Here is a 22367-nt window from a genome sequence, read left to right as displayed (position 1 = left end):
GTTCGGTCAAGCTTGAGGGGCGATACCGATCAGCTTGGCGGTTTCGATCAGGGTTTAAGCGATAGCGGCGGCACGGCCGCCGGTCTGTGATCCAACAAACAGGTAGTTACGACGACGGATCGCATCGTCCGTTCAGCAGTTTTGTTGTGCAGTTTCAGGATGGGTGTCTACGACACCGACAGTAGCTCAAATTATTGTTTTTGCTTCGTATTTTCGATTCAATTTCTTTCGTTTCGTCATCAACGAGTGCGCTGAGCAAAAAGACGCACTGACCAGATCATTTACGGGCCTGAGTGATAGTTGGCAGTTTGAGCGGGCGTAAAGTCAAGATTCTTCTTGATTTGATTGCTGCTTGCATTCAGCTTTTGGGTCAGCACCACAGAATTTACTTTGCGATTTTACACATTCGTTAACCGACAAGATCTTTTTTATGGAACTTCAAAATGACAGAATCCTCGCAAGCTTGCGATGAGCCGCAACCGAAACCCGGACTGTTGGACTACCTATCTGGTTTGGCGCTTGGATTATTAGTCGGCGGCATCGTTGGCTTGTCGGTCTCTCAATTGGCAGGGGAATTCCTCGCTGGGTTGATTGCCTTACTGGCAGCGTTCTTCGGCCTCGGAGGCAAGCTGCCCCTTCAGTCATCGGTTCCGAATGTTCGCCTATTGGCATTTTGTATTGGGTTTGTGATCGGATTGCCGTCGGGTATTGTGACGCGTACCCATGCTTGGCTTGCGCCTTCGTTCAAGCAAACGGTAGAATCGTATACTCTGTCTAGCGGCGACCAAGCGCGCGCAATTGAACTCGCGATTTTTGAAAAGACAGGCTTGCGCACAGGGAGCTTGTCATCGACGCCTGAACCAGAAGACATCCGCCCGGAAACCCGGGGGATTGCATTCAGCGCAGCTACAAGTGCTCAGTGTAATGCGCTCTTGGAGAGCGCTCACGCAAGCCCGCAACTTCGCCTTCAGGCCATGGCAAAGTTTCAGGATCCGTGGCAGCGCGCAGGAAGCTTTGGCTTGTCATTAAGTGACAGTGATCAAGCTAAGTTTGCTGATTATATCTACGATGTCTTTTGCGAGGATGTAAGCTGATATGTTTGATTTACTCGGGCGATTGACCGTTGTTCTGACTTGTATTTGGGCCTTTCCGCTCTTGGCTCAATCGCCTTCAACGCAGATGCTGAGCTCTGCGCGGAGCGATGTTGGGTTTGTTGTAGCTACCAACTGCACCGATGGTCAGGACCGCTCTGGAACCGCGTTCGTTTGGCCCACCTCAAAACAGGTCATCACCGCCAGACATGTCGTGGCTGGGTGCAATACAATAAATATCGTGTTCAAGAACCACGGAACTTTTAGCGCCGGACCGATTAGGGAAATTCGCGCACAAGACTTGATCGCATTAGAGCTGGATAGCCCTACTGGCGCAACTGTTCAAACATTGACCGATGCCTTCCCTCCGTTGCATTCGCAAGTCGCGGTCGTCGGTTTTGCACTGGGGGCTCCCACCGCCGATGACAAACTACTCACCGTAACAACGGGCAATCAGCCACCTCCAGCCAAATTGAGAGACCTTTTACCAAGTGCGGAAAGGAACACTGTTGCTCAAAATGGTCCGTGGGAGCTGGATACAGCAATACTGCGGCTAGATGGAAATTTGACGCACGGCCATTCTGGCGCGCCGGTGTTCGACCACCAAGGTAGAGTCGTTGCTATCGGTGCAGGGGGTCTGAAAAGCGGAGCCACGGGCATAGTTTGGGCAGTAAATGCCAGCTATCTGTTGGACCAGAGCAATTGGAGCAGCGTTTCAGCCGGACAAGCTGTTAACCCGGAGACTAACCTCTCGTTTTCTGTTCAGAGCCCGCAGTCCACAATCAACACTGTAAATTGTGGTAATTTTAGTCTCTCACTCTCACGCAAAAGTACATTCTATGAGATCGCAGCGACCGTGGATGATCCGCTTGGATTGCAACAACTACAAAACGCTGTCGGATTTGGATTGCCGCTAAATTTTAACGAACTGGTGTTCGAAGTTTGGGAGGATTTAGTTTCGGGTGCTGTCATCCCCCTCCCACAAGGAAGCGATCTTCGTCCTTCTAGCTCAGGCTGCACTGCCACGGTGGGAAACGGGGTCGCTATTTGGATCAGATCTTACGATGCATCGGGAGACGCAAACTTTCAGTTTTCAATTCAGAATTTCTCCCTTCAGCTTGAAAGTGACTTGGGTTTTGCAATCGGGCCGAATGTATTTGATCCAAATTTCACGTATAGTTACCCTCTTTCCCGGCCAGACGGTTTTATGGCCAATAGAAAAGGTGTCGCCGGGCCCACAGTCCCTGTAGACCACGCGAACATGTATCAGAACTACGGGTTTGTTTCCCACATTGGCCGGGGACCGCACTATTTCGGAGTTGCTGCATTGAGGCGAAGTTCGTTCATCAATACCCCTTTGCTGGCCCAGTGTCAGGCAACTGGAAATTCAACGGCGTGCAGTCAGGCATTACCACCACTCTATGATTGGGCAGTGGCGACGCTGAGTGTCCACATGTCGACGATGCCGCCAATTTAGGAGTCTTCGGGGCCGTCTGACAGCAGACCAAAACTGGCGGAAAATAGTAGCAAAGGCTAGAACTCGCTACCATTAGTTATCTGCCTGCTGAACAGTTTCCGGTTTGAGGTTAGTCTGTTTGCGGAAAACTCGAGCCTCCCGCGTATTTGAGCTTTCTCAACACAACCGGCCTTAAAGAGACCTCCGCTGCGCAGTGGACCTGTCGCGGTTTGATGCCGCCCCTTTGATAGCATTTACTGCAACAAAGGAGACTGACTATGGGACTGAAACGGACGGACGAATTTCGCCAAGATGCGGTGCGTATCGCGCTGACCAGTGGGCTGACACGCAAACAGGTGGCTGACGATCTGGGTGTAGGTATGTCCACACTGAACAAGTGGATCACAGCGCATCGAGACACGGATGTGGTGTCAAAAGAGGATATGAGCCTCGTTCAAGAGAATGACCGGCTGCGCCGCGAGAACCGTATTCTCAAGGAGGAGAGGGAGATCTTAAAAAAGGCCACCCAGTTCTTCGCGGGCCTAAAGCAATGAGATTTAGGTTCATTGAAGAACACAGCGAGAGCTTCCCCACCAATCGGCTGTGTGATGTCGTTGGCGTCAGCACACGCGGGCTACGCGCATTTCGAAGCCGGCCAGCCAGTCGCAGACAGCGGTCTGATTTGGTCACGCTGGCGCACATCAAAGAACAATCTCGTCTGAGCCTTGGCAGCTATGGCAGGCCGCGCATGACTGAGGAGTTGAAAGAGATTGGCCTGGATATCGGTCACCGCCGTGTTGGCCGCCCCCTCTCGGCAGATTTGGCTTTGCCAAATCGCCTGTCGGGCAGTGGATGCGCCAGAACGGCATATCAGTGGTCAGAACACGCAAACACAAGGTCACGACGGATAGAGATCATAAGTTCAATATAGCACCGAACCTACTGGATCGTGACTGCGCGGCAGATGCGCCAAACCAGAAATGGGCGGGCGACATCAGCTATGTCTGGACCCGTGAAGGCTGGGTGTATCTGGCTGTGATCTTGGACCTGCATTCTCGCCGTGTCATCGGCTGGGCCGTCAGTAACCGCATGAAGCGTGATCTAGCGATACGGGCGTTGAACATGGCCATCGTATTCCGTGCGCCACCAAAGGGCTGCATCCATCACACGGATCGCGGTAGCCAATATTGTTCTCACGACTATCAAAAGATTCTGCGCCAACATGGGTTCAAGGTGTCGATGCCTGGGAAGGGCAATTGCTACGACAATGCGGCTGTCGAGACGTTCTTCAAAACCATCAAGGCCGAGCTGATCTGGCGGCGGTCATGGGAAACCAGGCGGCACGCTGAGATGGCAATCTTTGAATACATCAACGGCTTCTACAGTCCACGCCGCCGTCACTCAGCACTGGGATGGAAAAGCCCTGTCGCATTCGAACGGAAGGTGGCTTAAACGAGCACTAGGGGCGGCACTAAAACGGGACAGCTCCATTGCGCCGGAGCGCTGTGGATAAATCACCGATTTCCAACCCCAGACGGCGTTCAAAGAACTCTCGCAGGTTGTCCAGTGTTTCCAACGCGTTTGCCTCGATCACCAAATCAAGAGAGTTTATCCTGTATCGCTTGAACTCGGTCAGCAGCGCGTCGAAATCTATCGCACCCGCCATAACATCCGCTCCACTGTGGGAGTCCAGAAGCAACGCTTGCGCGCCTGCTTCCCCTCTGAGGGCCTTGGTATATGTATCCTCGCCCTTTAACTTGCGTGCGTTCATGATCACGGCGATGGTCTTGTCAAACTGTTGCCGCGCCGAAACCGCATTATCACCGGCGACCTTCGCGCACCGCTCGAGAGCAGCAGCAGTCAATGGGTCAGTGGTTGGTTGTTCTCTCTGCCGCTTCAGGTTCGGGTGTGGTGCATCGTAGAGACCGAGACGCTGCGCTGCGTCATAAAAAACGTTCATTCGGACAAGCGGCCAGGCAAAGACCCCTTCGATTTTCAATTCCAGCAGCGACAGTTCTTTTTCCGCATCCCAGAAGCACTGGCACAAGCTGGTGATATCAATCGTCTGAGCCCGCTGGATATGTTCCAGCCGTGAAGACGTGCGCCGCGTCTGCATGAGCGCGAACTTCAGACGGGCTTGTTCATTGCGTAACCTTGGATTTTCACGGTCACGACCCAGCGCGCGTGTAACGATTTCAAGCGCTTTATCCACCTTGCCCGCCTGTTGCGAGGATTCCGAACGGCGCAGTGCGAGGTAACACATGATGCGCGACAAAGTTCCGGCCGGGAAGCGCTTTGGTTTTCGTCTAGCGTTGATGTTTGGGCCCATCCGAGATGCACCCTCTGCCTGAGCGTTGTGGTCCCTGTGTGTCATATGTAACGCCCAAGATTTTCGCACGAGGTTATCCCCGGAATGAACGTTTGGGCTGATAAACCATCCGCACCAGAAAGCTCTGCGTGACGTCGCGCAAACGTCATATGGCTCGGTTCATAAATCGGGGCATCCGCTGGTCGCCCTGACGCAATGCTATCGAGGGGGGCACGCATGAGAGAGCAAGACGGCGACCTTTTGTCTGGCCTTCGACCGCGTGCCTGTTCATGGTAGTCAGGAATGCAGCACAGACGATTAAAGGGACCTCTGCTTTGAACATATTACTCACAGGTGGGGCTGGATATATAGGATCGCATACTTTCATAAGCCTGATCGATGCGGGTCACAAGCCGATTGTCGTTGATACCTTTGACAACTCTTCCCCGCAGGTGCTGGATCGGTTGCACGCGCTCACGGGCCAGAAACCTGTGTTTTATCAGGCTGATGTGCGTAATTCAGACATGATCGCAGACATTCTCATGCGCGAAAGTTGCGATGCGGTCATCCATTTTGCCGGCCGCAAATCGGTAGGCGAAGGTCAGTCCGACCCCGTTTTATACTTTGACCAGAACGTCGGCGGGACAGTCCAGCTTTTGCATGCGATGAACAAATCTGGCTGTAAGAAGCTGATTTTTTCCTCTTCGGCGGTGGTTTATGGCAATCCGGAGTATTTGCCCATCGATGAAGAGCACCCGCTTTCAACCTGTAATGTGTACGGTGACACGAAACGCACTGTAGAGGACATGCTGCGCGCGCTGTCCGCGTCCGATCCGGAATGGTCCGTCGTTCTGTTGCGGTATTTCAACCCGGTGGGGGCGCATAAATCGGGTGATATCGGCGAATACCCGCGCGGCATTCCCAACAATCTGATGCCTTACGTCACACAGGTCGCTGTTGGGCAGTTGGAACAGCTTTCCGTATTCGGGGGCGATTATGATACGCCAGATGGCACGGGCGTCCGTGACTTCATTCACGTTTGTGACCTTGCCGATGGTCATGTCAGCGCAATGAAGCTTCTGGATGACACCGGGTGCACGGCGATGAATTTGGGGACGGGCAAAGGGTACTCGGTGCTCGATATCATCCAGACATTCGAAACGGTTAACAAAGTGCGCATCCCATATGAGATTACGGACCGCCGCCCCGGTGATGTCGCAGCCTGTTATGCCAACCCGTCCTACGCAAGAACCTTGACCGGCTGGCAGGCCAGGTTGGAGCTCGCGGATATGTGCCGGGACGCGTGGAACTGGCAACAAAAGAACCCCATGGGGTTCGACTGAGCCGGATCGCAGGCCGTGTCAGGCGTATCTCAAGGCTCTGTCACGGCATTCGAAACGGGGTCGAGACTGCTGGAGAGCGAGTGGAGCGATCACGGCAAACAGATAGTCAGATCTACGTAAGACCAGAAGAACTGGAGGGGTGCCGCAGTACTGTGGGGCGCCAAGATGTATTCAGGTTTGAAGGCACGATAGTCAAAGCGATTATTCGTAACTCTCGGGGCCTGCGAACCCGATCACAAGCACGAGGGCCAAGCCTGCGGGCGCCTCCAATCGGTGAACAAAAGCGATGACGGCATTCTTGCAGGGCTTTCATAACCTTGATGGTAATCAGCTATTTTTCGATCGACATATGTCGTTCCCCATTTGGAATGACGTTCAATATGTAAAGAGCAGCCGTAGTAAATAACGGCAAGTTCGCAATAGGGACGTGCCTCGCAAGAGGATGATCGGCGTCACCGGAATGTAGCCATGCCTGCGCTGTTCATTCAGCGTTTCACGCTGTGACCAGTCGAACCGTTGCTGTCGCATGTTGCGACGCAAAGGGGCACTATGCTGTCAGATCCTTCTCGCGACATCCTATGTGTCCCGCCGTCTTGCTCAGGAAACCTCAGCGCCGATGAGCACAGCCTGTATCGGTGTCTGAACGTGACTTCGTTCCGTCCATCAAGGTGTGGAACGTCATTCGCAACCGCGTCTTGACGGGTGGCCTCCGGACGGGTTTGTTAAACATGGCGCAGCGAGCCGTATCTCGTGCAGGCTGAAAATTCGAGGACCGGAGATTGATATGCGAGAAACCCTCATCTGCAACGCCATGATCTTTGATGGCTCCGGCGCCAAGCCCTTTCCCGGTCACCTGCGTCTTCGTGGAAACCGCATTGCGCAGGTGATGAAAGGGTCGGATGCGGTCGCGCAGGAGGCTGACGAAGTAATTGATGCGGGCGGAGCCTTTCTGATGCCGGGGCTGATCGAGGGTCACGGGCACATCTCTTTTATCGATCAGGCAGATCTGATGGACCTCGCGGTCATCGGTGTGGAAGAGCACACGCTGGCGACGATGCACAACGCGCTCAAACTGCTTGATGCGGGCTTTACCAGCGTCAACAGCGCCGCCTCTGCCAAGGTTCGCCTTGATGCCGTCATCCGTGACGAAATCGAGGCCGGGCGGATCCCGGGGCCGCGCCTGCGCGCCGCCAGTCCGGAAATCACGGTGACCAGCGGTCTTGGGGATGCCAACAAGATGCATGTCAAACTTCATACTTTCGGCATGGTCGTCGATGGTGAGGATGAGGTCGTATCGGCGGTGCGGCTCTGTATCCGCGAGGGCGTAGACAACATTAAACTGAACATCTCGGGTGATGTGTTCATGCCGAATGCGGATTCGTTTTCTACCGTGATGGCCGAAAACGAAGTCCGGGTCGCGGTTGAGACGGCCCATGCCCACGGCAAGCGCGTGGCGGCCCATTGTCGTGCGGCGGATTCAATCAAACGGGCTGTGCGCAATCGTGTCGACATGATTTATCACTGCGATCATGCGGACGAAGAGGCTCTGGATATGCTGGAAGCGGCCAAGGACTGGGTGCTGACGGGACCTGCCATTGGCGTGATAATCAAATCTATCGAAGCGCTGCAAAGTGCTGACGATCCCGCGCTGCAGCCCCAGATTGACGAGTTGAAAAAACTCTACGACGATAACTGCTGGACCCATGCGGAAATGCGCAAACGCAATATTCCGATCGTGATCGGCGGGGATTACGGCTTTGCGGTTAATCCGCAGGGCACCAATGCCAATGACCTCGTTTACTTTGTCGAGCACTATGGCTTCAGCCCTGCCGAGACGCTTCACGCGGCCACGATGATCGGTGCGCGCGCCATGAACCGACCGGATGAACTGGGTCAGATCCGTGAGGGGTTTCTGGCTGACCTGCTCTTGATCGACGGTGATCCCCTGGACGATATAGCGATCCTTACCGATCCCGCGCATTTCAAAGCGATCATGAAAGACGGAAAATTTCACCAGCAGCGCCGCGATGGCGCGATAAATACTGACCAGGAAAACAGCGGGCGCGGTTGGCTGGCGGCGCAGCAATGACCTCCTTCCATGCTCTTTTGATGCAAGAACAGCTGCCAATCGGCACCTACCTCGGAGAGTTCGCAACACCGGGTATCGGCGAAATACTGGCCGCTGTGGGCTGCGAATTCGTGTTTGTAGACATGGAACACAGTGGGTTTTCCTTTCAGACCAGCGCACAGATTTTACGCAACCTTCATGGGGCCGGTCTGGCTACCATGCTGCGCGTCCCGTCCAAGGCGGCTCATCATCTTCAGCGCGCGGCGGATATCGGCGCACAGGGTGTCATCGCGCCGATGGTCGGCACCGCACAAGAGGCCCGTGACTGTATTGCCGCGCTGAAGTATGCGCCTGATGGTCAACGCGGCGTGGCGATTGGCATCGCACATGATGACTTTCGCAAGCGATCTGTCCCTGATGCGATGCGACATGCCAATCAAAAAACCGGTTTCGTGGCGCTGATCGAAACGGCCGAAGGTGTCACGAATTGCGAGGAGATCATGTCCCTCCCAGGGGTGGACGCGATCTGGATCGGTCATTTGGATCTCAGTGTATCCTTGGGCATACCCGGTGACTTCAATAATCCGCTTTTTCTTGATGCGGTCACAAGAATAATGGCGGCAGCCGCTGACGCAGAAACTCCCGTTGGCCGGTTGGTCGGCAGTGCGGAAGAGGCCGCCCGTTGTCACCGCGAAGGGTGCCGCCTGATGTGCTATCTTGGCGACATATGGCTTCTTCAAAAAGCCTTGGGGGAAGGGATTGCAACAATTCGATCCCAGCTTGGCAACAACTCTTGAGAGCTTGCCTTTAAATGGAAGGCTAGAGCATCCAGTTCGCGCTATTTGTTGACCGGAAGGTCTGATGCATCCGTCCGGTTCAGACGCTCCGCCTGAAAGCTGCTGAGGTCGAATACACCGGCTTGCGCAACCGGTTGATCCCACCGAGTGGTTCGAAATCGGCCACTGCATGCCAAGGTGTAAACAGCAGCGGCTTACAGGTATCGACAAGCTCTGTTGGCTGGCATTGCGGGTTTATCGTGACTTGCGCAACTTCGGTATGCGTGAACTGATCTTCGTCCCACGCGCGCGCGGCATTTTCGATCATCCCATCGATATCGTTCTTGATGTCTTCGCTCTGCGCGACCTGCACGCGAAAGCTCAGCTTTATGGGGTCATTGTCTGCAACGGATAAAGCCAGCGCTTGCGACAGATAATCGTCGCCGAAATTTTCGAACGCACTGATGTCCGCCTGCGACGCCATCGCATCAGAATTTATTGGGACCACCGAAAACCGCATCACACGATCATTTCCAAACCGAAACGGTGCTGCGCTGAAATAGGGCGCAAAAAGCGGGTTTCTGACCGGTGTCGCCTGTATTTCCCCAACAACGGCAGCAGCGCTGATCACGCCCTGCATGTCCTCTTCGGCAAACTCCGCAAAGAAGTCGCTGTTCGTTTCGAAAAGCGCGCGCAATCTGGCATTTTGCTGCGGCTCGTTTGCGGGTGCGGGCAACAGATTGCCAGACATGTCCATCATGCCCCTTTTCAGCAGTTCGCCGGGCAGAAAGAAAAGAAGCGGGTCTGCACCATCCGCAGAGGCGCAGAGGGCTTGCGTCAGGCGCCGATAATCCCGGACATTGCGAAACGCAAATTCTGGTGAGTTCACCATCAAGAAGTCCTGATTTTGAGCACAACCATCGTCTAAAAGAACGGGCTCGCCAACATCAAGAACCTTGATCGCCATGCCGCGGCTGCCATGTTTCAGTAATCTGGCACCAGTCGGATCGTGGCCTTTCTCGAGATCAGCGCGCTTCAGAACATCTGCGTTCGAATATCTTATCTTTGCCTGAAAGCACTTGCCCGGATGCGCAAAAAGCCCGACCTGCAACTCAGCGCTGATATCGCAGTTCACCGTAAACTCCGCATCGAGGCAGCCATGAGACTTGGGATGGACACCGCGCAGAATTTCATCGTTCTGGATCGACTTTCGCTTGTCCTGTAATTCGACGGTCATGGCGGTGATTTCCTTGCGCCATTTGTCTTCCATTTCGGGAATACGTTCAAAACTCAGGGGTTCAGTTGAACATCCATCGCGGCGGTCCATAACCTTATCCTCCAAAAAAAATTTATGTAGTTTTCAAAATGAGCGGTCATTTAACACCGCAAGAATACCATCCGCAGGCGTATTTACCAAACGGACGCGAGAACCGGTCTTTGGTTCGGCAGAAAACACCGGAAGTTTTTGGGAACAACGCGCCGTTGCCTCCGCGCATGCTTTTGCCACCTGCGGAGCAGACGACGCCATCTCAACGGGGCTTAGCTGACCCGGTGGCCCTGAGACCAAACGCCCCGGATCAATGGCGCGTCCCCCGCAAGGGTCACGCGCAACACGTCGCCGCGCAGCCCCAAAGCCAGCCGGCCACGATCAGTGAGCCCGACCGCCATTGCCGGGTTTGCCGTCACACAGGAAACAGCACGTGGCAGGTCATTCCAGATGTCGGACAGCCGAAATGCCGATAGCAGCAATGCCGAGGGCACATAGTCCGATGAGACGATATCCAAAAGACCTTCTTTGGCCAGTTCCATTGCCGATACATTCCCTGAATGCGACATACCCCGGATGATGTTTGGTGCGCCCATCATCACCGCAAGCCCAGAGGCACGGCAAGCCAATGCAGCCTCATGCGTTGTGGGAAATTCGGCGAAATGCGCCCCGAGTTTCTGCGATGTCTCAACCTGTTCCTCAGTGGTGTCGTCGTGGCTGGCCAGCGTGGCACCATAGCGGTTTGCCTCTGCCACAGCACCGGCCTGATGCTTGGCCCCATAAAGCCGCTGCAATCGTTTCAAATTGGCAACGTGTTCGTCAAAATCGGCATCTGACAAGCCGCGTTTCTTGGCCACATAGGTTTTGAGTGCGTGCAGGTCTCTGAACTGGCGCTGCCCGGGTGTATGATCCATGAGGCTGACGATGCCAACGCGGTCCTCGGGGCCAAATTCCGCCATCTCTTCCAGCAAGGTGTCCGAACAGGTTTCGGCGCGCAGATGCAGGAAATGGCTGATGCGAAAATAACCTGCATCGCGCGCTGCCAATAGTTCAGTGGCGAGGTCGCGGGCATAGGCTTTGTACCTGGCCTTGTTGTTATGGATGGACCCTACGCGCAAGGCGTCAAAGACTGTCGTGATTCCGGTTGATGCAAGTTCGGCATCATGCGCGACAAGCGCTGGTAAATGCGGCCAGTTCACTTCCGGGCGCGGTTCGATATGACGCTCAAGGTTGTCAGTATGCAATTCAATCAGGCCGGGCAGCACATAGTCGCCCCGACAGTCGATTGCACCGGGTGGCACGTCGTCACCTTCCAGAATGTCAGTTATCACACCAGCCTGTACAACTATGCGCCCTGTCAGAACCTGATCCGTCAAAACGAGTTGCGCGTTGGCAAGGCACAGCGGTGCGTGCCCGTCAGGGTGCGGATGCGATGCACCGACCTTTCCTACCAAGGGGGGATTCATGCCATAAGACCGTTTCATTACGCTGTGGGTTGGGCGTGTCACTATCGGGTGAGATGCCAGATTGCTACCTGAAACGGTGATGTTCACCAAGCATTCAGGGTGAGGTGATCCACAGAAAACGGGTGACACTTTGTGGAGTTGCCAGTGTTCTGCAAAACGCCAAGGGTGCATCCAAAACCAGTTTCCTTAAACGGTTTCTTCACAAAGAGCGTTCTTTAAGTCTCGGTCGGGTGAACCTGTGAACTGTCCTGCCGATTTCATGATGATACTGTTTTGGCACCATGCTGATCCGTAGGGTTGCCATTGACAAGGGCATTGATCGCGTCTGGTATCAGTGTACTATCTATCTGTATAACAACGATTCCTTTTTGATTGAGAGCGAAGCTCGACGAAATCATGGCGAAAAGACAAGAACGTATTAGCGCCGCATTCGCTTGTGGATCCCCGCCCAGCAACAGACTTTCCTGCGGTGCATTGGGCATCAACAATGCGCTTCTGACGGGGGTAAAACACGATCGCGATTTCGAATGATGGATCGCGCGGCAGCGCAGCACGAGGCGCCGCTGTTGGTCGTGTCAAAAAAAGGCGACTTTCCAAATAAAAATAACCAAAGCTACATCCTGGGAGGATATTGAAATGACACTTAGTCACTACAAAAAAATGTTTGGCGCGGCGAGCCTTGTCGGCGGTCTGCTGCTATCGACCGCTGCGTTTGCAGGGCCGGAGTTCGTGTCTGGTCCGGGTCATGACCCGGTGTGTTTCACGCCTTGGAGCGATGACATCAAATTCATGCAATGGGAGCCGCGCGAAGGGCCGCATAAGGTTGCCGTGGTCAACGGATTTGTTGGCAACACGTGGCGCATTCAGATGATCCAGACCGCAAAAGCCTTTGCTGAGCAGCCAGAGATCGCAGCCCAGTTGGAAGACTTCAAGGTTGTGTCCACCGGAACGGATGTTGCCGCGCAGCTTGGCGCCATCGAAGATTTCATCAACCAGGGCTATGATGCCATTGTCACGATCGCCGTCTCTCCGGAGGGGTTTGACCGGGTGATCCGTCTGGCAGATCGCAACGATGTTGTCGTGGTTCCCTTTGACAATGTTCTCGACACCGACAAGGTCATGCAGGTCAATCAGGACCAACTTGAAATGGGCCGCATGTACGCGCGCTGGCTCATGGAGCAGTTGGGCGATCAGAAATCCGGCAAGATTCTTGAGGTGCGCGGCCTGCAGGGCAATTCGGTTGACCGCGACCGCCACATTGGTTTCCGTGAGCTGATGGAACCATCAGGGGACTGGGACATCGTCGAAGTTGTCGGCAATTGGGATGACGGCACCGCTCAGAAGGTGACCGCAGATGCGATCGCAGTGCACAAGGAATTTGATGCGGTTGTCGTTCAGGGCGGCACGACAGGGGCCGTGCGGGCGATGCTGGATGCGGGTCACCCGTTGGTGCCGATTGCCGGTGAAAGCGAAAACGGCTTTAGAAAACTGCTGGCGGAATACGGCCCGCAGGGCCTGAAGGGCAAATCCATCGGCCAGTCGCCCGGCATGGTGTCAATCGCCATGAAGGCTGCGCTTGCGGCGCTGGATGGCAAGGTGATGCCGCAGCTGGTTTCGGTGCCTATTCCTTTCGCTGATTATGACGAATTGGAAGCGGGCAAGAACTACTGGCCCGATCTGACTGACAACTTCTTTACCGTAAACGAATTCCCACCCTGTGGCGTGAACATCACCGCACGGGAAATCATGGCAAAGACTGCTGACAACGACTGATTTACCTTACAAAGGTGATCTGCTGCATCGCGATGTGACGTCGCGATGCAGCGCTGAAAGACGATGACAGGGTTGAGGGCACGCATGACATCACACGGCCAAGCGGATTTGGGCATGCAGGCGGGGCATTCCAGATCGCATATGTCCTTGACGGGGATCACAAAACGATACGGCGGTGTTACGGCGTTGGAAAACGTGAATTTTTCCTGCGACCTCGGCTCGATCCATGCCGTGCTGGGGGAAAACGGTGCCGGTAAATCCACGCTGATCAAGATCATGTCCGGCGTTGTCACGCCCAATGAGGGGGTGATCAATCTCGCGGGCAAACCTGTCTCCTTTCCCGGCCCATCGGCGGCAAATGCCGCGGGCATTGTGTGCATTTTTCAGGAACTGTCGTTGCTGCCGGACCTGAGCGTTTCGGATAATATCTCCATCGCTGATCCGCCGCGCCGCTTTGGCCTCATCGACAAAAGGGCACAACGCCGCCGAGCCGAAGAGCTTTTGGCAAGGATCGGCTGCGAAGATGTGAACCCTTTGAGCAAAGTGCGCGACCTTGCGTTGTCGCGCCGCCAAATGGTCGAGATTGCCAAGGCGCTGGCAAAGGACCCGACGGTTCTGATCCTTGATGAGGCGACCTCAGCCTTGACCGCATCGGACGTGGACCGCGTCTTTGATATCCTGCGCAAGCTGCGCGATGACGGGATTTCAATTCTCAGTATCTCGCATCGAATGCACGAAATCGAAGCGGTGGCTGACATGTGTTCCGTCTTCCGTAATGGCAAAAACGTCGAGACGTTCAAACAGGGCACGCGATCCGCTGATGAAATCGTGCAAATGATGATTGGTCGCGAAATCTCCGCGCATTTCCCGCCGAAGCCCATAAAGGAACCAGTGCAGGCAGACGCCGCGCCGCCTGTTCTGCAAATCCGGGACTACGGCTGGGAAAACACATTGCGCGGCATCAGCCTGTCGGTGCGCAAGGGCGAGATTGTGGGTCTGGGGGGCCTTGATGGTCAGGGCCAGAAAGAGCTGCTGCTCGGCCTGTTTGGGGTTCTGAAAAACACCACCGGCAGTGTCGAAATTGACGGCAAGCCCGTGCATATCCGCTCGCCCAGAGATGCGAAAAAAGCGGGCATCAAAATCGCGCTTGTGCCAGAGGATCGCAAAACTGAGGGGCTGATGTTGCCGATGTCGATCTCGGACAACCTTGCCATTGCATCGCTTGATCGCGTGTCTCAGGGCGGGCGGCTGAACCAAAAAGCGCTTGATACGGCGGTCGGCAAGGCGGTTGAGCGGATGCAGATCAAGATCGGTGCTGAGGGGGATCCGGTGTCCACGCTTTCCGGGGGCAACCAGCAAAAGGTCGTGATCGCAAAGTGGCTTATGACCGAACCGCGCATCATCCTGCTGAATGATCCGACCCGCGGGATCGACGTCGGCACCAAACAGGAAATCTATCTGCTGCTGCGCGAACTGGCCGCCGAGGGGGCCGCGATCATCCTATATTCGACCGACTACGAAGAGTTGATTGGCTGCTGTGATCGCGTCGACGTCATGTACGACGGGCAGATTGTGCGCGAACTGGCGGGCGATGACATCACCGAACACAACATCATTTCCAGCGCCCTGAACATCAAGGAAGCCGCCCAATGACGCCAACCCGCACGTCCGATCTGGCCATCATCCTGCGACAGCGTGCGCCTTTGCTCACGGTGATCGCGATTTTCCTTCTGTTTTACATCTTTTACAACGCCAACCATCCGCGCGGGTTTTCAACGGCGGTCTATATCCAAAACTCGAACGAAGTCTTTGCCCTTGTGATGGTTGCGATGGCCCAGACCGTGCCGGTGCTGCTGGGGGGGCTGGATTTATCCGTGGGCGCGGTCATGACGCTGGTGAACACGCTTGCCAGTCATCTGTTGTCTGGCAGTCCGCTCCAAATCGCATTTGGATTTGTCATCTGCCTCGCTACGGGGGCGCTGTGCGGTTTTGTGAATGGGTGCGTTGTGGTCTATGGCCGCATTCAGCCGATCATCGCGACACTGGCGACCGGCGCTATTTTCATGGGTCTTGCGCTGTTTCTGCGTCCCTCTCCTGGCGGAGATGTGGATGGCGATCTGGCTTGGGCGATGACGAATGACCTGTTTGAAATCGCGGCAACTTACGGATTGTTCGACGATGGCAAGGCGGCGTGGTTCGTGCCGATATCATGGATTCCGGTGCCTGCGATCCTCATGGTTGCGGTGGCGGTTTTCGTTTGGCTGCCCTTTGCGCGCTCTGTCACGGGGCGGACGGTCTATGCCATCGGGTCGGGCGAAAGTGCTGCGTATATGTCAGGCCTCAATATAGATCGCGCGAAAATCGCGGCTTTCACACTGGGCGGTTTCTTTGCGGGGATTGGGGGGATTTACCTCACGCTGCAAACCTCTTCCGGGAATGCAGATATCCCGCAGGCGGGGGCCTATACGCTGAACTCCATCGCAGCCGTGGTGATCGGGGGGACATCGCTGCTGGGTGGTGTTGGTACGGCCATCGGCTCCATCTTTGGGGCGCTTGTATTGCGTACCATCTCATTTAACTTTCGCATCTTTGAAATAGACCCTCTGTTGCAGCCTTTGTTCGAGGGCGTGGTATTGCTGGGTGCGGTCAGTATTGGCGCGCTTGGGGTCATACGCATCAAAAACAAACTCGAGCTTTTCCGGTAGGTCCCAATGGCAATCACAGACAACAACCCCCAAGAAAAAAGCCGCTGGCTCTCGCCTGAAAACAAACCGATTGTGATCGCCTCGGGCTTTATCGTTGTGATCCTCGCCATCGGGACAAGCTACACGCTTGCGACGCAAGGCACCGCGACGTTGCTGTCGCCGACCTATCTGCTGCAACAGTTGCAGGTGGGTTCCTTTCTGGGAATCGTTGCGGCTGGCATGATGCTGGTCATTCTGTTGGGTCACATTGACCTCTCCGTCCCGTGGACGGTGGCCGCGGCCGCTATGATGGCCACGGCCGTGGGGGGACCTGCCGCCTTGCCTGTGGGGTTAAGCGTTGGGCTGGCCGTTGGGTTGGTCAATGGCCTCGGGGTTGCTTACCTGCGCATCCCTTCGATGATTTTCACCCTTGGCGTCAATGCGGTGATGCGGGGGCTGATGGTCGCTTATACCGGTGGTTTTGCCCCCCAGACGGCGGCGACACCGCTGATGCAATATCTTGCCGTGGGCAAATTCCTTGGCATACCAGTTGCGTTGTTTGTCTGGGCGGCGGTGTCCGTCGCCGTCGTCTTTATCCTACGCAAGACAGCAACCGGGCGCTACATCTTTGCCATTGGTAACCGCGAATCCGCGGCCTATCTGGCGGGCGCACCGACGCGCGGTGTGATCGTGATCGCGTTTGGTCTGTGTGGTATGATGTCGGGCCTCGCAGGAACCTTGCTCGCGGGATATTCCACGAAGGCTTATCAGGGCATGGGCGATGCGTTCTTGCTGCCCGCCATCGCGGCGGTCGTGATTGGTGGGACCCATATTCTGGGGGGCAAGGGGCGCTATCTGGGCACGCTTGTTGGTGTCATCCTGATCGTACTGCTCAATTCCGTTCTGTCGATCATGCAGATGCCCGAAGCGGGGCGGCAGGTGATCTACGGCGCGGTCATTATCCTGATGCTGCTGTTTTACGACCGAGGCGTGCAGGACAGACAATAAAAGGGAAAACGTCATGCTGATGCCAGAATTCGAGGTGATCGACCCGCGTTTCAAACGCTATGTGATGCCTAATGTGCATATGGAAACCCTCTATACCGGGACCCGCTGGGCCGAGGGGCCGGTGTATTTTCCAGCCGCGAAATACCTGTTGTGGTCGGACATCCCGAATGACCGGATCATGCGGTTTGATGAGGTCACGGGCGATGTGTCCGAATTTGCCAAGGGGTGCGGTTTTCACAATGGCCACACGATGGATCCGCAAGGGCGGTTGGTCTCTTGCGAGCATCAGGGCCGCCGGGTCAGCCGCGTGGAAGTCAATGGCTCGGTAACCACATTGGCGTCAGAATATCAGGGCAAGAGGCTCAATTCGCCCAACGATGTGGTCGTAAAGTCAGACGGCAGCATCTGGTTCACCGACCCCACCTATGGGATCGACAGTGAATACGAAGGGGATCGCGCTGACGGCGAGATCGGGGCATCGCATATGTATCGCATCGACCCTCAATCCGGTGAAGTTGCGGCGGTGGCGACAGACTTCGTAAAGCCGAACGGCCTTGCGTTTTCGCCTGACGAAAGCCTGCTCTATATTGCGGATACAGGGGCCACACATGTGGAAAACGGACCCAAACACATTCGGGTTTTTGACGTTGCGGGTGATGGCAGCCTGTCGGGTGGCGCTGTTTTTGCGGAATCGACCAACGGGCTGTTTGACGGGTTTCGCGTTGATCTGGATGGTAACATCTGGACGTCCGCCGGGGACGGTGTGCATTGCTATGCGCCGGATGGTGATTTGATCGGTAAAATCTTGACGGGTGAAGTCGTGGCCAATGTGGAATTCGGCGGGATCAAAAGAAACCGTCTTTTCATTTGTGCAACGACATCCCTCAGGGCCGTATATCTGAACACGCAAGGGTGCAGTAGTATCCGCTAAAGACGGTTCAGAGGATAAAGTCGCTGGCGTTGTAGTCATTGAATGAGACCGATGGACCATCTTCAATCCACACAACAAAGTCGATTGTTTTGTCATCATCATCCAATGCAAAGACGCGCGTCTGACCACCGAAAAACGAGACCCAGAGCGCACCTGCGCCAAACGCAAAGCCATCTTCACGCGTCGCAACCCCGAGGAAGGTAAAGCTTTGATCTCCGTTGCCTGCCACGGTGATGTCCGCGTCAATGCCGGACAGATCAATCACGTCACCGACAGCGCTGCCAGCCCCTTCGAAGTCTTTGATGACATCCACGGACAACTGTTGGGAATCGGATGTGTCATCGAACACAAATGTATCGTTTCCTGCGCCACCGTGCAGGATATCGCGGCGCGCGCCGCCAGTTAACACATCATCGCCCGTGCCGCCCCACAGCCTATCATTGCCATCGCCGCCCAAAATGAGATCGTCGCCGTCGCCGCCGAAAAGAACATCGTCGTCATTCAGCCCGGTGACGAAATCATCCCCGTTACCACCGCGCAATGTATCGTTTCCGTCACTGCCAACGAGCGTATCTGCGCCCTCTGATCCGACAAGCAAATCATCACCGGTGCCGCCAAAGACAAAATCGTCGCCATCGCCACCATAAAGCTGGTCGTTGCCCTCACTGCCATCGAGGTTGTCGTTGCCAGCCCCCGCATACAAGGCATCATCCCCCGCGCCACCGGTCAGGAAGTCATTTCCGAAGTTGCCCAGAATTATGTCATTTCCGCCGTCTCCGACGAGGTTGTCATTGCCTGCCTTGCCGACAATCACGTCATTCCCTTCACCGCCGGAGATTTCATCGTTACCCTTCCCGCCGAAAAGACGGTCGTTGCCGTTGCCGCCCTCAAGGGTGTCGTTGCCGTCCTCGCCAAAGAGGATGTCGTCGCCATCCTCGCCGAAGAGGGAGTCATCCCCCCCACGTCCGAAAATCTGATCGTCCCCCGCACCGCCGCCGATGCGGTTATCAACGTCCGTACCAGACAAAACGTCATCACCTGACCCGGTGAACAGGTTTTCGAAGCCGTCGAAGATGAATAAGTTGCTCTCCAAATACCCATCGTAAAGGTCAATGGTGAAGTCAAAGTCGCTTGCGGAGGCGTCTATCGTATCAACACCTTCGCCCCCTCTGATATAAGAGGGAAGTCCACTGCTGATAATGACCGTGTCGTCGCCGGATTCTCCGGCAGCGAAGTCATTGCCGGACGTTATGATCGTGTCGTTCCCTGATCCGCCATTAACGTGATCTGCGCCGGCACCGGCGAAAACGGTATCATTGCCCCACTCGGCCAAGATCGTGTCATTACCCGCGCCCGCGTAAATTACATCGCTACCCGCCCCGCTAACAATGAGATTATCACCGTCAGTGCCGGTAATCGTGTCACTGCCTACGCCCGTGAAAATGTCTTCGAAATTGATAAACGATTCAACCGGCACCGCCGGTGCGCCCGCGTAATCTGTTTCACCGGTAATGAGGTTTACCGTGTAATCCCCGCGAAAACTGGTCGTATATAACCTGTCCCTGCCGCTTCCCCCATCGAGGAGTTCAAAGTCGCCGACGAAGGTATTCGCACTGGCATACAACGTGTCATTACCGCCGCCACCGAAGAATGAACCGCTGCCCGATGAAATAATTACATCTCTGGCGGACTGGCCTAAAACCGTATCGCCTTTTTCCCCCGCACGTATGTTTGTGTCATCTGTGGGACGGGACGTGAACAGATCGGTTTGAAGGAAATTGGCCCTGATGACGTCGGGGGCACTTGTCTCAATCACGTTGGGGCGCGGATCCCAGATTGATGCGAAGACTTCGGAATCTGATCCGAGCCAGGCAAACAAGAGGCGGCCGTCGGCGGTCAAACTGATATCGAGGTGGCTGGTATTGGTGTCCTCAATGGTAAAGGCAGACCCCTCAGTGCCACCATTAGCCCAAAAATTGCGGGCGATCACATTGCCGGTTGTGTCGTCGTTCCAAGCCACGACAAAGCCGCCGTTTTTCAGTGCCGCAATGACAGGTTGGTTCTGCTCTGCTGACCCGGAAGCGACGGTAACCGTGCGTTCAAGCACGCCAGCGTTCGAAAAAATATTTGCAAACACATCGCCGTTAAGCTCGTAGGTGACAACAAAACGGTTGCCGCCGAGGCTTGCGACGGACGGATTCGTCGCATTAGCGGCAATGGCACCGCCAAGAAGGACATTGTCCCCCAAGGGATTGGTGATCGAAAGCGCAAGGCCAGTGTTTCCGGCGTCGCTCTCTTCGTAAACAGTAACAAAATTACCCTTTCCCAGCACCGCAGAATCGCCTAGCTGCGTGACACCCGCGCCGTTTTCGGCTGCGGCGAATTGCGATCCAAGGACGCCGTTCTCATCAATGATGCGCGCGTTAACGTCTGTGTCCGCGCCGATGGCGTCTTCGTAGGTTACAAAGACGCTGTCCTCGGAATCGATCAGATTGGCAATGATCTGCGGGTTGCGCAGGGCACTCCCTGCAGCACTCTCGGATGCGATGGTGAGTGCGCTGCCCGCATCGGGGTGGGGGTCGCCGTTAACGTCGAACCGCTCAAAGACAACGGATGAGCGATCGGGGGACGAGAGGTCATTGACGAGGTAGGTCATGACAAAGCCATCATGGGTCGCCGCCAGATCAAAATCGGTCTCATCGTCTGACGTCGAAAACTGGTTCAGCTGAAACGCCTCGCGCACGATGTGGCCTTCGACATCAAAAATCTTCGCAACGATATCTGTTCCGGGGTCCGTGCCAATCAGGCCATCGGCGCTTTCTGTCCACGCGACGACGAAACCGCCACTGGCCAAGCCCATAATTTTCGGGCTTGCTTGAGAGCCGCTCCCGGCGGGACCCGTGTTGACTTGAAATTCGTTTAACCACTCTGTTGGCGTCGGCATAAATAAAATCCTGAATTGGTTAACACACTGTGGTCCGGCGCAGGCTGCTTAGTCAACGATGCTGTCTTTTTTAGTGAAGCGGGCCGGGTCGTCTGCTACGCTGGCCCGGGGCAAAACCGCCTACAGGCGTTCTTTTGCGCATCCACATTAGTCAAACCTGCAAACACCGGTTAGGCAAAATCCCTAGTCCGGTCGTGATGGCATCTGCAAAAAAAGGTCAAATTATTGGACGGCAGGGGTCTCGAGCCTTAGGTTCCTCCGAAACCAAGGAGGAAATGTTTGCGTTTTTGGATCATCAGCATCTGTCTGCCCCTTTTTGTCGTGACACCTGTGGCGGCGGACAGAGCCGCCTATGTCCACCTTGCCCGGCTTGGTTGGAATTACGAATTGCGCACCACGATGATTGGCAGGGACATGTCCATCCCGATCCATATTCATGGCCGCGATCTGGCCGGGGCCAGTCTGTGTATCGTCGGTGAACAGCCTCACCCTCATTCTCTCGCGACAATCAACGCATTTCGCGATCTGTCCGAACATGTCTTTGGCAAACCGCTCACCATGCGCCACGCAGGGAACGATGCCAGCAGCTGCGGGTCTGGTCGCACGGTTGTCTTGCGGCTCTATTCCGGGCATCCGCCAAATCGCGCCTTGTCCTCTGACCTGAGCTGGATGAACCAGACCTACGAACTGGGGTTGCCGGAACGACGGCAATACGCAGTAAGCTCCCCGGCCATGGCGCAAACATTCTTCGGCCGGCGCGGGCAGGGGACCCATATCATGGTGAAACAGCCTGCCCGTACCCGCCCCGGTATGCTGGAGGCTGCGTTCTACAAATCCATTCTGGTTGAGGAGCTGTTTCAATCCTTCACCTTCGGGATGGATATCCTGCTCTTTGATCCCAATACGGGCTTTCAGTCGAAGCTGCAGGAAACGCCTTTGCGGATGGACCGGCTGTCGTGGGAATCGTCTGACTTCATGCGCGCCATGCTGCGTTCAAACCCCGCAGGCCTATGTGCGTTCGATGTTTTCATGATGCATGCGGTGGCTCAGACATCGGTTGATCAGACGGTTGATCCACTCTTTATCGAATTTATTGACCGTGAGTACGAAGTGTTGCTTGCGCAGGCCGAATTGACCATGGCGGATGACAGGTTTGCCGCCGTTCTGGCACCGGGCTGTCAGCGCAGCCCGATCTGAGGTTAATACCTTCGGGGGTATTTGCGGGCAGGGTCTATGCCGCTACCGTGATGAT

15 protein-coding genes and 1 pseudogene are annotated in these 22367 nt (G+C 55.4%); 12 read left to right on the top strand and 4 right to left on the bottom strand.

Annotation, left to right across the window (positions count from 1 at the left end):
* Positions 1 to 443 precede the first annotated feature (443 nt).
* From RLO149_RS18450 to RLO149_RS18435, 3 genes and pseudogenes are all read left to right on the top strand, one after another.
* Positions 444 to 1094 carry a hypothetical protein gene (locus RLO149_RS18450; protein ID WP_013963599.1) on the top strand — a complete coding sequence of 217 codons (651 nt, stop codon included), beginning with the start codon at positions 444 to 446 and terminating at the stop codon, positions 1092 to 1094.
* A gap of 1 nt (position 1095) precedes the next feature.
* Positions 1096 to 2568: a S1 family peptidase gene (locus RLO149_RS18445; protein WP_013963598.1), complete on the top strand. Its 1473-nt coding sequence runs from the start codon at positions 1096 to 1098 to the stop codon at positions 2566 to 2568.
* A gap of 257 nt (positions 2569 to 2825) precedes the next feature.
* Positions 2826 to 3999: pseudogene (locus tag RLO149_RS18435) on the top strand (IS3 family transposase).
* A gap of 19 nt (positions 4000 to 4018) precedes the next feature.
* Here the strand turns inward: RLO149_RS18435 and RLO149_RS18430 are convergent.
* Positions 4019 to 4759: a hypothetical protein gene (locus RLO149_RS18430; protein WP_148264402.1), complete on the bottom strand. Its 741-nt coding sequence runs from the start codon at positions 4757 to 4759 to the stop codon at positions 4019 to 4021.
* A 431-nt stretch (positions 4760 to 5190) separates the two neighbouring features.
* On the opposite strand from RLO149_RS18430, the gene galE reads away from it, so the two are divergent.
* The 3 genes from galE (at position 5191) to RLO149_RS18415 (ending at position 9063) form a co-directional block, all read left to right on the top strand.
* Positions 5191 to 6198, top strand: coding sequence for a UDP-glucose 4-epimerase GalE (galE, locus tag RLO149_RS18425; protein WP_013963596.1), 1008 nt, complete (start codon positions 5191 to 5193; stop codon positions 6196 to 6198).
* Between the two features lie 784 nt (positions 6199 to 6982).
* Entirely contained in the window at positions 6983 to 8287 is a 1305-nt protein-coding gene (locus RLO149_RS18420; RefSeq protein WP_013963595.1) for a metal-dependent hydrolase family protein, read from the top strand.
* A complete protein-coding gene (locus tag RLO149_RS18415; RefSeq protein ID WP_013963594.1) occupies positions 8284 to 9063 on the top strand; it encodes an HpcH/HpaI aldolase family protein in 780 nt (259 codons plus the stop codon). The genes RLO149_RS18420 and RLO149_RS18415 overlap by 4 nt, the downstream gene beginning before the upstream one ends.
* A 79-nt stretch (positions 9064 to 9142) precedes the next feature.
* Here RLO149_RS18415 and RLO149_RS18410 read toward each other — a convergent pair whose 3' ends face one another.
* A complete protein-coding gene (locus RLO149_RS18410; RefSeq protein WP_013963593.1) occupies positions 9143 to 10369 on the bottom strand; it encodes a catalase family protein in 1227 nt (408 codons plus the stop codon).
* A gap of 212 nt (positions 10370 to 10581) precedes the next feature.
* Complete coding sequence (locus RLO149_RS18405) at positions 10582 to 11775, bottom strand: alpha-D-ribose 1-methylphosphonate 5-triphosphate diphosphatase (RefSeq protein ID WP_013963592.1); 1194 nt, start codon at positions 11773 to 11775, stop codon at positions 10582 to 10584.
* A gap of 636 nt (positions 11776 to 12411) precedes the next feature.
* Here RLO149_RS18405 and RLO149_RS18395 point away from each other — a divergent pair.
* The 5 genes from RLO149_RS18395 (at position 12412) to RLO149_RS18375 (ending at position 18171) form a co-directional block, all read left to right on the top strand.
* Positions 12412 to 13548, top strand: coding sequence for a sugar ABC transporter substrate-binding protein (locus RLO149_RS18395; protein WP_013963591.1), 1137 nt, complete (start codon positions 12412 to 12414; stop codon positions 13546 to 13548).
* An 84-nt stretch (positions 13549 to 13632) separates the two neighbouring features.
* The gene (locus RLO149_RS18390) at positions 13633 to 15201 is read left to right on the top strand and encodes a sugar ABC transporter ATP-binding protein (RefSeq protein WP_013963590.1); all 1569 of its coding nucleotides are present in this window, start codon (positions 13633 to 13635) and stop codon (positions 15199 to 15201) included.
* Positions 15198 to 16253: an ABC transporter permease gene (locus RLO149_RS18385; protein ID WP_013963589.1), complete on the top strand. Its 1056-nt coding sequence runs from the start codon at positions 15198 to 15200 to the stop codon at positions 16251 to 16253. Before RLO149_RS18390 ends, RLO149_RS18385 begins: the two co-directional genes overlap by 4 nt.
* Positions 16254 to 16259: 6 nt before the next feature.
* Positions 16260 to 17240 (top strand): ABC transporter permease, encoded by a 981-nt coding sequence (locus tag RLO149_RS18380; protein WP_013963588.1) that lies wholly within the window; start codon positions 16260 to 16262, stop codon positions 17238 to 17240.
* Positions 17241 to 17253: 13 nt separating this feature from the next.
* Positions 17254 to 18171 (top strand): SMP-30/gluconolactonase/LRE family protein, encoded by a 918-nt coding sequence (locus RLO149_RS18375; protein ID WP_013963587.1) that lies wholly within the window; start codon positions 17254 to 17256, stop codon positions 18169 to 18171.
* A 7-nt stretch (positions 18172 to 18178) separates the two neighbouring features.
* Here the strand turns inward: RLO149_RS18375 and RLO149_RS18370 are convergent, their stop codons facing one another.
* Positions 18179 to 21115: a calcium-binding protein gene (locus RLO149_RS18370; protein WP_013963586.1), complete on the bottom strand. Its 2937-nt coding sequence runs from the start codon at positions 21113 to 21115 to the stop codon at positions 18179 to 18181.
* Positions 21116 to 21394: 279 nt separating this feature from the next.
* Here RLO149_RS18370 and RLO149_RS18365 point away from each other — a divergent pair, with 279 nt between their 5' ends.
* Positions 21395 to 22312, top strand: coding sequence for a hypothetical protein (locus RLO149_RS18365; protein ID WP_013963585.1), 918 nt, complete (start codon positions 21395 to 21397; stop codon positions 22310 to 22312).
* The last annotated feature ends 55 nt before the right edge of the window (positions 22313 to 22367 follow it).

The sequence above is a fragment of the Roseobacter litoralis Och 149 genome, from assembly GCF_000154785.2.
GTDB lineage: Bacteria > Pseudomonadota > Alphaproteobacteria > Rhodobacterales > Rhodobacteraceae > Roseobacter > Roseobacter litoralis.
This window is presented reverse-complemented; position numbering and strand designations above follow the sequence as displayed.

Bases quoted from the DNA above. Each gene is read 5' to 3' on its own strand.
- RLO149_RS18450 (WP_013963599.1), top strand. From the start codon at position 444: ATGACAGAATCCTCGCAAGCTTGCGATGAGCCGCAACCGAAACCCGGA.
- RLO149_RS18445 (WP_013963598.1), top strand. From the start codon at position 1,096: ATGTTTGATTTACTCGGGCGATTGACCGTTGTTCTGACTTGTATTTGG.
- RLO149_RS18420 (WP_013963595.1), top strand. From the start codon at position 6,983: ATGCGAGAAACCCTCATCTGCAACGCCATGATCTTTGATGGCTCCGGC.
- RLO149_RS18415 (WP_013963594.1), top strand. From the start codon at position 8,284: ATGACCTCCTTCCATGCTCTTTTGATGCAAGAACAGCTGCCAATCGGC.
- RLO149_RS18410 (WP_013963593.1), bottom strand. From the start codon at position 10,369: ATGGACCGCCGCGATGGATGTTCAACTGAACCCCTGAGTTTTGAACGT.
- RLO149_RS18405 (WP_013963592.1), bottom strand. From the start codon at position 11,775: ATGAATCCCCCCTTGGTAGGAAAGGTCGGTGCATCGCATCCGCACCCT.
- RLO149_RS18395 (WP_013963591.1), top strand. From the start codon at position 12,412: ATGACACTTAGTCACTACAAAAAAATGTTTGGCGCGGCGAGCCTTGTC.
- RLO149_RS18390 (WP_013963590.1), top strand. From the start codon at position 13,633: ATGACATCACACGGCCAAGCGGATTTGGGCATGCAGGCGGGGCATTCC.
- RLO149_RS18385 (WP_013963589.1), top strand. From the start codon at position 15,198: ATGACGCCAACCCGCACGTCCGATCTGGCCATCATCCTGCGACAGCGT.
- RLO149_RS18380 (WP_013963588.1), top strand. From the start codon at position 16,260: ATGGCAATCACAGACAACAACCCCCAAGAAAAAAGCCGCTGGCTCTCG.
- RLO149_RS18375 (WP_013963587.1), top strand. From the start codon at position 17,254: ATGCTGATGCCAGAATTCGAGGTGATCGACCCGCGTTTCAAACGCTAT.
- RLO149_RS18370 (WP_013963586.1), bottom strand. From the start codon at position 21,115: ATGCCGACGCCAACAGAGTGGTTAAACGAATTTCAAGTCAACACGGGT.